The sequence below is a fragment of the Streptosporangium sandarakinum genome (genome assembly GCF_050942225.1).
Lineage (GTDB): Bacteria > Actinomycetota > Actinomycetes > Streptosporangiales > Streptosporangiaceae > Streptosporangium > Streptosporangium nondiastaticum.
In genome coordinates this window covers 1,070,672-1,084,506 of the sequence record NZ_CP192034.1, presented here as the reverse complement: position 1 = coordinate 1,084,506, position 13,835 = coordinate 1,070,672, and the positions used below count along the sequence as shown (strand labels likewise).

The 13,835-nt window shown below is 73.2% G+C and carries 13 protein-coding genes; 6 read left to right on the top strand and 7 right to left on the bottom strand.

All coding sequences use genetic code 11. The annotated features are described in order from the left end of the window. Window positions 1-126 precede the first annotated feature (126 nt). Entirely contained in the window at window positions 127-480 is a 354-nt protein-coding gene (locus tag ACQP10_RS05320) for an ArsR/SmtB family transcription factor (RefSeq protein ID WP_346021764.1), read from the top strand. 222 nt (window positions 481-702) lie between these two features. On the opposite strand, the gene ACQP10_RS05315 is transcribed toward ACQP10_RS05320, so the two are convergent. Both ACQP10_RS05315 and ACQP10_RS05310 read right to left on the bottom strand, forming a co-directional pair. Then, window positions 703-2,439 carry a glycerol-3-phosphate dehydrogenase/oxidase gene (locus ACQP10_RS05315; protein WP_346021763.1) on the bottom strand — a complete coding sequence of 579 codons (1,737 nt, stop codon included), beginning with the start codon at window positions 2,437-2,439 and terminating at the stop codon, window positions 703-705. Between the two features lie 212 nt (window positions 2,440-2,651). Beyond that, on the bottom strand, window positions 2,652-3,422 hold the full coding sequence (locus ACQP10_RS05310; RefSeq protein ID WP_346021762.1) for a DeoR/GlpR family DNA-binding transcription regulator: 771 nt from the start codon (window positions 3,420-3,422) through the stop codon (window positions 2,652-2,654). 100 nt (window positions 3,423-3,522) lie between these two features. Between ACQP10_RS05310 and ACQP10_RS05305 the strand changes: the two genes are divergently transcribed. The 4 genes from ACQP10_RS05305 (at window position 3,523) to ACQP10_RS05290 (ending at window position 7,796) form a co-directional block, all read left to right on the top strand. Next, window positions 3,523-4,419 carry an SIS domain-containing protein gene (locus ACQP10_RS05305; RefSeq protein WP_389993051.1) on the top strand — a complete coding sequence of 299 codons (897 nt, stop codon included), beginning with the start codon at window positions 3,523-3,525 and terminating at the stop codon, window positions 4,417-4,419. A gap of 102 nt (window positions 4,420-4,521) precedes the next feature. After that, entirely contained in the window at window positions 4,522-5,658 is a 1,137-nt protein-coding gene (gene nagA / locus ACQP10_RS05300; protein WP_389993048.1) for an N-acetylglucosamine-6-phosphate deacetylase, read from the top strand. Between the two features lie 55 nt (window positions 5,659-5,713). Then, a complete protein-coding gene (locus ACQP10_RS05295; RefSeq protein WP_433540969.1) occupies window positions 5,714-6,883 on the top strand; it encodes a 1-phosphofructokinase family hexose kinase in 1,170 nt (389 codons plus the stop codon). Between the two features lie 88 nt (window positions 6,884-6,971). Next, window positions 6,972-7,796 (top strand): class II fructose-bisphosphate aldolase, encoded by an 825-nt coding sequence (locus ACQP10_RS05290; protein WP_346017535.1) that lies wholly within the window; start codon window positions 6,972-6,974, stop codon window positions 7,794-7,796. Between the two features lie 161 nt (window positions 7,797-7,957). On the opposite strand, the gene ACQP10_RS05285 is transcribed toward ACQP10_RS05290, so the two are convergent. The 3 genes from ACQP10_RS05285 to guaB all read right to left on the bottom strand — a co-directional run bounded on the left by ACQP10_RS05285 (window position 7,958) and on the right by guaB (window position 12,050). Beyond that, entirely contained in the window at window positions 7,958-9,001 is a 1,044-nt protein-coding gene (locus ACQP10_RS05285; RefSeq protein WP_433540968.1) for a hypothetical protein, read from the bottom strand. Between the two features lie 306 nt (window positions 9,002-9,307). Next, window positions 9,308-10,426 (bottom strand): GuaB3 family IMP dehydrogenase-related protein, encoded by a 1,119-nt coding sequence (locus ACQP10_RS05280; RefSeq protein ID WP_189246774.1) that lies wholly within the window; start codon window positions 10,424-10,426, stop codon window positions 9,308-9,310. Between the two features lie 142 nt (window positions 10,427-10,568). Next, entirely contained in the window at window positions 10,569-12,050 is a 1,482-nt protein-coding gene (gene guaB, locus ACQP10_RS05275) for an IMP dehydrogenase (RefSeq protein ID WP_346017537.1), read from the bottom strand. 330 nt (window positions 12,051-12,380) lie between these two features. Here guaB and ACQP10_RS05270 point away from each other — a divergent pair, with 330 nt between their 5' ends. After that, a complete protein-coding gene (locus ACQP10_RS05270) occupies window positions 12,381-12,758 on the top strand; it encodes a DUF5319 family protein (RefSeq protein ID WP_179819626.1) in 378 nt (125 codons plus the stop codon). Here the strand turns inward: ACQP10_RS05270 and ACQP10_RS05265 are convergent. Both ACQP10_RS05265 and ACQP10_RS05260 read right to left on the bottom strand, forming a co-directional pair. Next, a complete protein-coding gene (locus ACQP10_RS05265) occupies window positions 12,719-12,937 on the bottom strand; it encodes an anti-sigma-D factor RsdA (protein WP_346017538.1) in 219 nt (72 codons plus the stop codon). The genes ACQP10_RS05270 and ACQP10_RS05265 overlap by 40 nt on opposite strands. Before the next feature lie 91 nt (window positions 12,938-13,028). Further along, a complete protein-coding gene (locus ACQP10_RS05260; protein WP_189246777.1) occupies window positions 13,029-13,667 on the bottom strand; it encodes a sigma-70 family RNA polymerase sigma factor in 639 nt (212 codons plus the stop codon). Between the last annotated feature and the right edge of the window lie 168 nt (window positions 13,668-13,835).

The following is a 13,835-nucleotide window of genomic DNA, read 5'->3' as shown; positions in this document are numbered from 1 at the left end:
TTCGGAGGGAGCCGGTTGCGGGCATGCGGAAGCCCGCCCACCGAAACGATTGTACGCATATTTACGTACATTCGTAATATGCCACGGCGAAGGGCGAATGTACGACAATCGCGGTACGGTTGAACCATGGCCTTCCGTCATCCCCACCGCGACCAGATCCGGATCGAAGACGTGCTGTCGGCGCTGGGGAACACCGTGCGCCTGGCGGCCGTACGCGTGCTCGACGCCGGCGGTGAGCACAACTGCACCAGCGTCCTGAACACCCTGGGGATCACCGCGAAGTCGACCATGACCCATCACTGGCGGGTGCTGCGGGACAGCGGCGTCATCCGGCAGCAACCCTCGGGCCGGGAGAACCTGCTCGCTCTGCGGCGCGAGGACCTGGACGCCCGCTATCCCGGGTTGCTCGACGCCATCCTGTCCGGCGCCCGCGCCGATGACGCCCTCGAACACCGCGACCGCACCGACCCGGCCGCCTGACCGTCCGGAACCACGAGCGCCCGCCGTCGCGCGCCGGAAGCGGCGTCCTCGCCCCGCCCGGCCTCATGCTCCGTCAACGGCGGACGGCTCGGCCCGGCCGGCGCGTCCCGCTCTTTCGATCCGGCCCAGGCGCTCCGGATCTTCCGGTACGCCCTCGACGGTGGTCGGGGACCCGTCCGGAAGATCCGGGGCACCTCATGACCCGGTGACCGGCGTACCGGGTCACGCGCTCCTCGGCACCACGGCGGGCACCACGTCGGGTGCGCCGAGGCGGACCGCGTCGGCCTCCTGGTCGGTGTCCTGCTCCTGGGACAGGCGCTCGGCCTCGACCCGCTTGGTGTAGTACTCCACCTCGCGCCGGACCTGCTCCTCGCCCCAGCCCAGCGGGCCGGCGATCAGCTCGGCGGCCTCCTGCGCGACGGCCAGCCCGCGGTGGAAGGTCTCGATCGAGATGTGCGTCCGCCGGGCCAGCACGTCGTCCAGGTGGCGGGCGCCCTCGTGGGTGGCGGCGTAGACGATCTCCGCCCGGAGGTAGTCGTCGGCGCCGGCCAGCGGCCGCGCCAGCGACGGGTCCTCCTCGATCAGCGTGAGAACCTCGCCGATCATGGAACCGTACCGCTGGAGCAGGTGCTCGATCCGCGCCACGTGCAGCCCGGAGGAGACGGCCAGCCGCTGCCGCGCGTTCCACAGCGCCTGGTAGCCCTCGGCTCCGGCCAGCGGGATCCGGTCCGTGCAGGAGCGCGGGACCCGCTGGTCGAGCCCGTGGGCCACGGCGTCCACCGCGTCCCTGGCCATGACCCGGTAGGTCGTGTACTTGCCGCCGGCCACCATGACCAGCCCCGGCACCGGGTGGGCCACCATGTGCTCGCGGGAGAGCTTGGAGGTCTCCTCCGACTCCCCCGACAGCAGCGGCCGCAGCCCGGCGTAGACGCCCTCGACGTCGTCGCGGGTCAGCGGCACCGACAGCACGGCGTTGACGTGCTCCAGCACGTAGTCGATGTCCGCCCGGGAGGCCGCCGGGTGCGCCCGGTCCAGGTCCCAGCGGGTGTCGGTGGTCCCGATGATCCAGTGCCGCCCCCAGGGGATGACGAAGAGCACCGACTTCTCGGTGCGCAGGATGATCCCGGTGAGGGAGTGGATCCGGTCGCGCGGCACGAGCAGGTGGACGCCCTTGGAGGCGCGGACGTGGATCTGCCCTCGTCCGCCCACCAGCTCCTGGATGTCGTCGGTCCACACGCCGGTGGCGTTGACCACCTGCCGGGCCCGCACGTCCAGTTCGGTCCCGGCCTCCAGGTCGCGCACCCGGACCCCGGTGACCCGCTCGCCCTCGCGCAGGAAGCCGACCACCTGCGTCCGGGAGGCGACGTGCGCGCCGTAGGTGGCGGCGGTACGCAGCATGGTCATCACGTAGCGGGCGTCGTCCACCTGCGCGTCCCAGTACTGCACCGCGCCGGTGAACGCCGACCTGCGCAGCGCGGGCGCGAGCCGCAGCGCCCTCCTGCGCGACAGGTGGCGGTGGCCGGGCACGCCCCGGGTGAACCCGAAGGAGAAACCCAGCGAGTCGTACAGCGCCAGGCCGGCCCCGACGTACGGGCGCTCCCAGCCGGTGTGCGTGAGGGGGAAGAGGAACGGCACCGGGCGGACCAGGTGCGGGGCGATCCGCTGCAGCAGCAGGGCCCGCTCCTGCAGCGCCTCCCTGACCAGGTCGAAGTTGAGTTGTTCGAGGTAGCGCAGGCCGCCGTGGATCAGTTTGGAGGATCTGGAGGAGGTTCCGGAGGCGAAGTCGCGGGCTTCCAGCAGGCCGACGCTCAGCCCGCGGGTGACCGCGTCGAGAGCGACGCCGGCGCCGACGACCCCGCCGCCGATCACCACCACGTCGAGTTCCCGGGCGGCCATCTGCGCCAGCGCGGTGCCCCGCTCCTCGGGACCGAGGCGTGCCGTGCCCGTTCGCACCGTCATGCTGCATCCCCCTGGGGGTTGGAATGTCACCTTGCGCGAGGTATTTACCCCACAAGGTCGAACGACACTACCGGGGAGTAGCGCCCGGCGGTGAGATCAGCGCCACATTCGCCTGCCCCGCCGGCCCCGCCGGCCGTACGGCGCCGCCGCACCGGCGAACCTGGCGCGGTCGGGCACGGACCGGGCGCGGGTCAGGCGCGGGACGGGTGCGGTCAGGCGCGGATCACCTCCACGCCCGCCTCCGCGAACCGCGCCGCGGCCTCACCGGGCAGGCTCTCGTCGGTGACGAGGACGTCGACGGCGCCGATCGGGCAGATCCGGGCGAAGGCCCGGCGGCCGACCTTGGAGGCGTCGGCCACCACGACGACCCGGGCCGCCCGGCCGATCAGCAGGTTGTTGACCTCGGCCTCGCCCTCGTGGCGGGCCGACGCGCCCGCATCGGGGTCGATCGCGTCCACGCCGAGGAACGCGATGTCGAGGGACACCCGCTCCAGCACCCCGGACGCCAGCGGGCCGATCAGCTCGTACGACTGCGGCCTCGCCACCCCTCCGGTCACGACGATCTTCACGTGCCGCCGCACGGTCAGCTCCGCGGCGATGTTCAGGGCGTTCGTGACGAGGGTGAAGCCGGTCTCCGGATCGGCGCGCAGGGCCAGCTCCCGGGCGACCTCCGAGGTGGTCGTGCCGCCGTTCACGCCGACGACCGCGCCGGGTTTCACCAGTTCGGCCGCGGCCCGCGCGATCCGCTGCTTCTCCCCGGTACGGCGGGCCGTCTTGTAGCGCAGCGGCAGGTCGTAGCTGACGCTCTGCGCGACCGCGCCGCCGCGCGTCCGCATGAGCATCTGCTGCTGGGCGAGCTGGTCGAAGTCGCGGCGGACGGTGGCCGTGGAGACGGCGAGCGCCTCGGCGGCCCGCTCCACCGACAGGCGCCCCTCCTGCGAGAGCAGTTCGAGGATCGCGTTCCAGCGCTCATAGCGGCTCACGGTGCCCAGCCTGACACAGCCCGGCAGGAAACTCACCTGTGCGCGAACTTGCTCATTTCTGCTATAAATCACTCATAAACGAACCATCGGGAGGCAAGCCGTGACTGACGGGACCGCCGGAACCACTCGCACCGAAGCCGAGATCGCATCCCAGCCGGACTGCTGGCGCCGCGTCGCCGAGGTGCCCGCGGGCGCGCTCCCGCGCCGGGGCGAGCGGGTGGCCGTCGTCGGCTGCGGCACCTCCTGGTTCATCGCCCAGGCGTACGCGGCCCTGCGCGAGCGGGCCGGACACGGCGAGACCGACGCCTTCGCCGCCTCCGAGGTCCCGGCCGGGCGCTCCTACGACCGGGTGCTCGCCCTGACCCGCTCGGGCACCACCACCGAGGTGCTGGAGCTGCTGGAGCGGCTGCGGCCCACCGGCACGCCGACGACGGCGATCACCGCCGACCCCTCGACCCCGATCATGACGCTGGCCGACGAGGTCGTGGTGCTGGACTTCGCCGACGAGGAGTCGGTCGTGCAGACCCGCTTCGCCACCACCCAGCTCGCCCTGCTCCGCGCCCACCTCGGCGAGGACGTCTCCGGCGCGATCGCCGACGCCGAGCGGGTGCTCGCCGAACCGCTGCCCGACGAGCTGATCTCCGCCGAGCAGTTCACGTTCCTGGGCCGCGGCTGGACGTACGGCCTGGCCCTGGAGGCCGCGCTGAAGATGCGCGAGGCGTGCCGGGCGTGGACCGAGTCCTACCCCGCGATGGAGTACCGGCACGGGCCGATCAGCATCGCCGGGCCCGGCCGGATCACCTGGATGCTCGGCGAGGCCCCCGACGGCCTGCGCGGCGAGGTGGAGGCCACCGGCGGGTCGTTCGTGGAGAGCGGCCTCGACCCCATGGCCGAGCTCGTCAGGGTGCAGCGGGTGGCGGTGGCGCGGGCCCGCGCCGCCGGTCTCGACCCCGACCGGCCGATGCACCTGACCCGCTCCGTCATCCTCCCCGGCTGACGCAGAAAGGGTGGGGAGGAACCCCCATGGCGCTGCGCATCGTGACGGCTCCCGCCGTACCTCCGCGAACCGGACCCACCGGGAACCGGAGAGGATAGGGCCATGAGCATCACTCTCGCCGACGCCCGTGTCGTGACCCCCGAAGGCGTGCACGAAGGCTGGCTCACCGTGGAAGACGGCCGCATCACCCACGTGGGCCGGGGCACCGCCCCCGGACCGGGCCACAGCCTCGGGGGCCGGTACGTCGTTCCGGGCTTCGTCGACATCCACTGCCACGGCGGGGCGGGCGGATCCTTCCCGAACGGCGACCAGGACGAGGCACGCCGGATCGCCGCCCTGCACGCCCGGCACGGCACCACCACGCTGATGGCGAGCCTGGTCACCGCGAGCCTGGACGACCTGGCCCGCGCCACCTCCGCCCTGGCCGACCTGTGCGAGGACGGCCTGCTCGCCGGCATCCACTTCGAGGGCCCCTACATCTCCCGGGCCCGCTGTGGCGCGCACGACCCCGCTCTGCTGCGCGACCCATCGCCCGGGGAGTTCGCCGGCCTGCTCGCGGCGGGCCGGGGGCACGTCCGGATGCTCACCATCGCCGCGGAGCTGCCCGGCGCGCTGGACACCGTCCGGGAGGCGGCGGCCAACGGCGTGATCGCCGCCCTCGGCCACAGCGACGCCACCTACGAGCAGACCCTCGCCGGCGTCGACGCCGGCGCCCGCGTCGCGACGCACCTGTACAACGCGATGCCGCCGCTGCACCACCGGAAGCCGGGGCCGATCGCCGCGCTGCTGGAGGACGAGCGGGTCACGGTCGAGCTGATCAACGACGGGGTGCACCTGCACCCGGCGATGACCCGCCTGGCCTACGACGTCGCGGGCCCCGCCCGGACCGTCCTGATCACCGACGCGATGGCGGCGGCCGGCATGGGCGACGGCTCCTACCTGCTCGGCCCGATGAAGGTCGAGGTCACCGACGGCGTCGCCCGGCTCGCCGAGGGCGGCTCCATCGCGGGCAGCACGCTCACCATGGACGTCGCCTTCCGGCGCGCCGTCCGGGAGGCCGGGCTGTCCATGACCGAGGCCGCCGAGGTCACCGCGCTCACCCCGGCACGGGTGCTCGGCCTCGACGACCGCCTCGGGTCCGTCTCCGTCGGCAGGCAGGCCGACCTGGTGGTCCTCACCGACGACCTGGAGGTCGCGGGCGTCATGAGGCACGGAAGCTGGATCACCGAACCCCGTTGACCTCCTGGCCCGGCCCTCCCCGGCCGGGTCGGGAGGTCCCGCCGAAAGGTTTCCGATGAGCTCCTCCGCGGCCGGTTCCGGCACGATCCTCACCGTCACGCTCAACCTGGCGCTGGACGTCACCTACGTGGCCGACGGCGTCGACTGGGACGGCGTCAACCGGGTGCGGTCCGTCCACCGCCGGGCCGGCGGCAAGGGGGTCAACGTGGCCAGGGTGCTGGCCGCCCTCGGCCGCGACGTCCTCGTCACCGGCCTGGCCGGGGGGCCGAACGGCCGGGCCGCCGAAGCCGACCTGTCCGCGGCGGGCCTGCCCGCCGCCCTCACCCCCATCGCCGCCGAGTCGCGCGCCACCCTCGCGGTCTGCGACCCCGCCCCGCTCCCGTACGGCGCGGCGCCGGCCGGTCCGGTCGGGGGCGGCCCGGCGTCGGACGGCACCGCCCCGGAGGACGCGGCCCCGGCCCGGACGGCCGGTCCGCGCACCGCCCTGTTCAACGAGCCGGGCCCGGTGGTCACCGAGGCGGAGCTGGACGACTTCCTGCGCGGTTACGACCGGCGGCTCGGGGATGCCGCGGCCGTCGTGATCTCCGGCAGCCTGCCCCCCGGGGTTCCGGCCGGCTTCTACGCCGAACTCGCCGCACGGGCCCGCGGGCGCGGCGTCCCGGCGATCGTGGACGCCGACGGCGAGCCGCTCCGCGCCGCCCCGGCGGGCCGCCCCGCCGTCCTCAAGCCCAACGCCGAGGAGCTGGCCCGCGCCCTGTCCGCCGCGGACCTCCGGGCGCCGGACGGTGCTCCGGAGACCGGTGGTCCGGAGTCCGGTGGGGCGCAGGCCGGTGGTTCGGAGACCCGCGGGACACCGGCCGGCGTTCCGGGGGCCGGGCACGCACCGATCACCGACGCGCTGGCCGGGGCCGGAGTCCTGCGGCGCGACGGGGCGGAGTCGGTCGTGGTCTCCCTCGGCGCGGACGGGCTCCTGGCGGTGACCCCCGAGGGGGCCTGGCGGGCGGCCATGCCGTACCGGGTGGCGGGGAACCCGACCGGGGCCGGTGACGCGCTCGTCGCGGGGCTGGCACTGGGCCTGGTGGAGGGCACGCCCTGGCCGGACCGGCTGCGCCGTGCGGCGGCCCTGGGCGCGGCCGCGGTGGCGGCGCCGGTCGCGGGCGACTTCGACGAGGAGACGTTCCGGCAGGTCCTCCCCGGCATCCGGGTGGACCCTGTCGGCCCCTGATCCGTCCGCTTCCTCACGCCGTCCCCATCTCCCCATGAACCCCTCCCACCCCGGGCCCGGCCCGGACCCCGTAGACGAAAGGGTGACCATGCCTGTTGCCGGCATCGGAGACATCATCGACGCCGCCCCGGCGGGCGTCGGCGCGTTCAACGTCATCCAACTGGAGCACGCCGAGGCGATCGTCGCCGGCGCGGAGACCGCGGGCATGCCGGTCGTGCTGCAGATCAGCGAGAACTGCGTCCGCTTCCACGGATCCCTGGCCCCGATCGCGGCCGCGTCGCTCGCGGTGGCCCGCGCGGCGGCGGTCCCCGTCGCGGTGCACCTCGACCACGCCACCGACCGGGCGCTGGTGGAGGAGGCCCTGGAGCTGGGCCTGGGGTCGGTGATGTTCGACGCCTCGGCGCTGCCCGACGAGGAGAACGTGGCCGCCACCGCCGAGGTCGCCGCGCTGTGCCACGAACGCGGCGTCTGGGTGGAGGCGGAGCTCGGCGAGGTCGGCGGCAAGGACGGGGTGCACGCGCCGGGTGTCAGGACCAGGCCGCACGAGGCGGTGGACTACGTCGCCAGGACCGGCGTCGACGCGCTGGCCGTGGCGGTGGGCAGCTCCCACGCCATGACCACCAAGGACGCCGTCCTCGACCTGGAACTGATCGCGAGGCTGCGCGCCGCCGTACCGGTGCCGCTGGTGCTCCACGGCTCCTCGGGCGTGCCCGACGAGACCCTGCGCGCCGCCGTACGGCAGGGCATGAAGAAGATCAACATCGCCACGCACCTCAACGTGGCCTTCACCCGCGCGGTCCGCGAGCACCTGGCGGCCGACGAGAAGGTCGTGGACCCCCGCAAGTACCTGGGGTCGGGCCGTACGGCCGTCGCCGCCGAGGTCGCCCGGCTCCTGGGCGTCCTGGCAGGCTGAGCCCCGAGATCACGGGACTCCCGGCCCCGGAAGAGCGGGCACCGGGGGTCACGGTCGTCCCGACCACCGGAAGGCCGTCGCGGGCTCCGGAGGCCGGACGCCGGAGCCGGATCCTCCGCTCGCCGAAGGCCGCCCCGGGTTCCGCGTGCCCGCCGGGCCGGTCAGGGCCAGTCCCAGCGGACGCCGACCGCACCGGGCCCGAACGGCCCGGTCACCAGGTGGACCGCGTGGTGGGCGTTGAGGGTCAGTGCGCTCTCCGCGCTCTCCGTGTCCTCCCGCCCGCCCGGCTCCCACCCGGTAGGCCCGCGGTAGTCCGGCCCGCGGTCGTCCGTTCCATGCTCGTCCGCCCCGTGGTCACCCGGGTCGCGGTCGCCCGGACCGGGGGCGTGACGGGCGAAGCGGCGGACGCGGGCCGGGAGCGCGGCCGGGGAGAAGGCGACCCGCAGGACGTACTGGTCGGCGGGGAACCGGAAGGTCCGCTCGTACTCGGTGGTCTCCACGCCGCTCGGGTCGGCGAGCTCGTAGCGGATCACCTGGGTCTCACCGGCCTCCAGCGCCCGGCCGAACAGCAGCTCGGCCACCACCAGCGCGGTCGCCCCGTCGCGCCGGATCCGGCCGACCCGGCAGTCCTCCAGCGCCCTGATCCGCACGCGCTCCACGTCGCATCCCAGGTCGCCCCGGTAGACCATGATGAACCGGTCGGGGTCGTCCCGGCGGGCCCGCACCACCTGGAGCGTCTCGCGCCGCGTGGCGCTGCGGTCGGTCCCGATCTGCAGAGTCTCGTACATCGCGGTGACGTGCAGGCGGCGGTCGTCGGCCACCCCGTCCAGGTCGTGGAGCAGCGCCGACAGGGTGTGCGCCGATCCGGCGAGCGGGACGGCGGGCTCCCCGTCGTCCGCCGGGGACCGCGCGCCCTGCCCGCGCCCCCGGGGACGCGGCGGGCCGAGCAGCCCCATCAGGGACCGCGGCGGCAGGGCGAGGATCTCCTCCAGCGCGCGTACGGCGCGCAGCGACTCGGGCCGCTCCGGGCGGCGCAGGCCCTGCTGCCAGTAGCTCAGGCTCGTCATCCCGACCCGTAGCCCGCGTTCCTCCAGGTGCCGGCGGAGTCGCTCCAGGGTCAGGCCCCGCGCCTCCACCGCGGCGCGCAGCGCGGCGTGGAACGGCCCCTCGTTGAGGGCGAGGCGGAGCTGCGGATCATCCGGCACAGGGGAATGTTCACAGATTTTCCGTCATACGTCATTTTCGCGCCTGTCGCTCACATTTGTCCGACGTCGCGTGTCACACGACCGTCGCACACCGTACAGACCGTCGCGCGTCACACGACCGTGGCGCACCGCGCGGACGTCGCGCGCCGTACGACCGTCACGCGCCGCGCGACCGCGCCCCGGCGCCACGGACGTACCCCGGCGCCACGGACGCGACCGGAAGGCCGCGGGCCGACCGGCGGAAGGTCACGGCCGTGGCCGGCGGAAGGCCACGGCCGTGATCGGCGAAGCGCCGGGGGCGGGACGTCAGCTGCCCTGCGGGGCGACGACGACCTCGACGCGCTGGAACTCCTTCAGGTCGGAGTATCCGGCGGTGGCCATCGTGCGCTTGAGCGCGCCCATGAGGTTCATCGAGCCGTCGGCGACCGAGGAGGGGCCGTGCAGGATCTGCTCCAGCGTCCCGACCGTGTCGAACCTCACCCGCTTGCCGCGGGGCAGCTCGGGGTGCTGGGCCTCGGAGCCCCAGTGGAAGCCGCGACCGGGGGCCTCGGCGGCCCGGGCCAGCGGCGAGCCGACCATGACCGCGTCCGAGCCGCAGGCGATGGCCTTGGCGATGTCGCCGGAGGTGCCCATGCCGCCGTCGGCGATCACGTGGACGTAGCGGCCGCCGGACTCGTCCATGTAGTCGCGGCGGGCCGCGGCCACGTCGGAGATCGCGGTGGCCATCGGGACCGCCACGCCCAGCACGGTGCGGGTGGTGTGCGAGGCGCCGCCGCCGAAGCCGACCAGCACGCCGGCCGCGCCGGTCCGCATCAGGTGCAGCGCGGCGGTGTAGGTGGCGCAGCCGCCGACGATCACCGGAACGTCGAGCTCGTAGATGAACTGCTTGAGGTTCAGCGGCTCGGCCCGCCCGGAGACGTGCTCGGCGGAGACCGTGGTGCCGCGGATCACGAAGATGTCCACGCCCGCGTCGATGACGGCCTTGTGGTACTGGACCGTGCGCTGCGGGGACAACCGGACGGCCGTGGTCACCCCGGCCTCGCGGATCTCCGCGATGCGGCGGCCGATCAGCTCCTCCTTGATCGGCGCGCTGTAGATCTCCTGGAGCCGCCGGGTGGCGGCCTCACCCTGCAGCTCGGCCACCTCGGCCAGCAGGGACGCGGGGTCGTCGTAGCGGGTCCACAGCCCTTCGAGGTCGAGTACGGCGAGGCCGCCGAGCCGGCCGACCTCGATCGCGGTCGCGGGCGAGACGACGCTGTCCATCGGGCTCACCACGACGGGCAGTTCGAACCGGTAGGCGTCGATCTGCCAGGCGATCGAGACCTCCTCCGGATCGCGGGTACGCCGGGACGGGACGATGCCGATCTCGTCCAGCGCGTAGGCACGACGGCCGTTCTTGCCGCGCCCGATCTCCACCTGAGTCATATGCCTGTCTTTCCCATTTCGTGCGGGTGCGGCGCACGCGATCGGGCGCGAGCCGTACCTGTCGTCTCGGCCCGCCCGCTCGGCGTGCCTGGTACGAGTCGGTCGTTTCCGTCGTCCGCCCCGGGCATCCGCGGCCGGCCCCCTACCGGCGGTGGTAGTTGGGGGCCTCGACCGTCATCTGGATGTCGTGGGGGTGGCTCTCCTTGAGGCCCGCCGCGGTGATCGGCATGAGCTCGCACCTGGCGTGCATCTCCGAGATCGTGCGGCACCCGGAGTACCACATGCCCTGGCGCAGGCCGCCGACGAGCTGGTGGGCGACCGCGGCGACCGGGCCGCGGTAGGGGACCTGGCCCTCGATGCCCTCGGGGATGAACTTGTCCTCACCGCCGACGTCGGCCTGGGCGTAGCGGTCCTTGCTGAAGGAGGCGCCGCCGCGCTCGCGGTTGCGGACCGCGCCGAGCGAACCCATACCGCGGTAGGACTTGAACTGCTTGCCGTTGATGAAGATCAGCTCGCCCGGCGACTCCTCGCAGCCCGCCAGGAGGGAGCCGAGCATGACCGCGTCGGCGCCGGCCGCGATGGCCTTGACGATGTCACCGGAGTACTGCAGGCCGCCGTCGCCGATCACCGGCACCCCGGCGGGACCGGCGGCCAGGGACGCCTCGTGGATGGCCGTCACCTGCGGGGCGCCGACGCCGGCGACCACGCGGGTGGTGCAGATGGAGCCCGGCCCGACGCCGACCTTGACCGCGTCGGCGCCGGCGTCGACCAGCATCTGGGCGCCGGCGCGGGTGGCGATGTTGCCGCCGATCACCTCGACGCCGCTGTTGGCCTTGATCTTGGAGATCATGTCGGCGAGCCCCTTGGAGTGGCCGTGCGCGACATCGACGATGATCACGTCCACCCCGGCCTCGATGAGGGCGGAGGCCCGCTTCTCGGCGTCGTTCCCGACGCCGATGGCCGCCCCCACGACGAGCCGTCCGTCGGCGTCCTTGGTGGCGAGGGGGTACTGCTCGCTCTTGGTGAAGTCCTTGACGGTGATGAGCCCGCGGAGCCGCCCGGCGGGGTCGACCAGCGGCAGCTTCTCGATCTTGTTCTTCCTGAGCAGGTCGAACGCGTCGTCCCTGGAGACCCCGACCGGCGCGGTGACCAGCGGCATGGGGGTCATGACCTCGCGTACCGGGCGGCCGTGGTCGGTCTCGAAGCGCATGTCGCGGTTGGTGACGATACCGACGAGGACGCCGTCGGCGTCGGTCACCGGGACGCCGGAGATGCGGTAGGTGCCGCACAGGTGCTCGACGTCGGCGAGGGAGTCGTCCGGCGAGCAGGTGACGGGGTTGGTCACCATCCCGGCCTCGGAGCGCTTGACGAGGTCGACCTGCTGGGCCTGGTCCTCGATGGAGAGGTTGCGGTGCAGGATGCCGATGCCGCCCTGGCGGGCCATCGCGACGGCCATCCGGGCCTCGGTGACCGTGTCCATCGCCGCGGAGATCAGCGGGATGCTCAGCGTGATCCCACGTGACAGACGGGTGCGGGTGTCGGCCTCACCCGGCTGCAGGTCCGAGAAGGCGGGCACGAGCAACACGTCGTCGAACGTGAGTCCCGGTTCGGTGAACTTGGCCATCTGCAACCCTTCTGCCTCGGCGCTCTCATGGCTGGGGAAAGGCGCCGGCCCCCGTATGCAAGTTTAGGGTCTGGCTTCCAAGCAGGGGACGCCGGGCGCGAAACCCCGGGACACCGGGCGCGCGGCCCCGGACGCGGGCGCCGGGCGCGGGTCCGGTTCGGCGGCCGTACGGTCGTCCCGCGCGGCGGGCCGTACGGTTCACCGCGGGTGCCGGACGCGGGACCCGGCGGGTCCGGTTCGGCGGCCGTACGGTTCGCCGCGGATGTCACGTCCCGGACGGCTCGGACAGTTCGGGGCCTGCCCATCGCATCGAGGTCATAAGGTGGGATAGTGCTCGACGATGTCCCACGCGACCCGTTCGCGGACGACCCCGACGACCCGGCGGCGACCCTGGGAGAGCCAGGCGACGCCGAACCGCTGACCTCAGCCGAACGCGACGAGGCCATGACCGACCTGGCCGACGTGGAGGTCTTCCGTTCCCTGCTCGAACCGCACGGCGTGCTCGGGCTGGTCCTCGACTGCCCGGAGTGCGGCGAACAGCACTACTTCGGCTGGGAGCTGCTGCGCGGCAACCTGCGCCAGATGATCGAGAAAGGCTGGCCGCAGGTGCACGAGCCCGCCTACCAGCCCGACCCGAGCGACTACGTCACCTGGGAGTACGCCAGGGGCTACGTCGACGGTGTGATCGACACCGAGGAACGCCGCTGATCGACGTCGTCGACCAGCGCCGCGAGCAGGGCGATCGCCGGATCCGCGGTGGAGACGGGCTCCCTGCGGGAGAGGGCCTCCAGCAGGGCGTCGGCCCCGGCCACGGCCGCGCCGTCGCACGTCCCGCCGTCGTCCGGCCCGCGCTCGCGCGCCGGACGGAGCGGGTGGACGGTGGTCATGACCGCGCTCGCTCGGGGTGCTCGCCGGCCCGGCCGGACCCGCGCCGGGGACGGCGCGACCCTCGCCGGGCACCGCTCGACGGGTTCGGGGTCAAGCCGTCGACTCCAGCTCCGCCATCGCCCTCAGCCGGGCCAGCGCCCGATGCTGGGCGACGCGAACCGCTCCTGGTGACATGCCCAGTACATTACCCGTCTCCTCGGCGGACAGGCCCGACACCACCCGCAGGATGAGCAGCTCCCGCTGGTTGTCGGGGAGCCTGGACAGCAGCCTGCGCGCGTGCTCGGCCTCGATGTAGCGCACCACGGTCTCCTCCGGGCCGGGGCCGTCGTCGGGCCCGTCCGGGAGGTCCTGCGTGGGCACGGCCGAGCGCACGGAGCTGCGCAGGGCGTCGGCCACCTTGTGGGAGGCGATGCCGAAGACGAAGGACGCGAAAGGGCGCCCCATGTCGCGGTAGCGGGGCAGCGCGGACAGCACCGCGATGCACACCTCCTGGGCCACGTCGTCCGCGATGTGATATTGACCGGAAACCCGGCCCAGACGAGCGCGGCAATAACGGACGACCATTGGCCGCAACTGTGCGATCAGACTTTCGATCGCGGTTCGATCACCTTGAACTGCGAGGCTCGTCAGATCCTTGAGGTCATCCCTGTGGGCGCTCCCTTCAGATCTCGTCGCAAGCCTTACCCCTCTTTTGGCGTCGGCGACGCATCCCTCGGTCACGTTACGCATGATGCCCGTATCGCTCGGGCCTGTCCCCATGACCAACGGCTACGGATTGGTCACATTGACACGCCGATAACGGGGTGTAATCGCGTGACGACAGTAAGGGTCATGTGATGAAAATATATTTCATAGACCGGTCTAATATGTCAGTGATTTCCCATAAGGGGGTTTCTC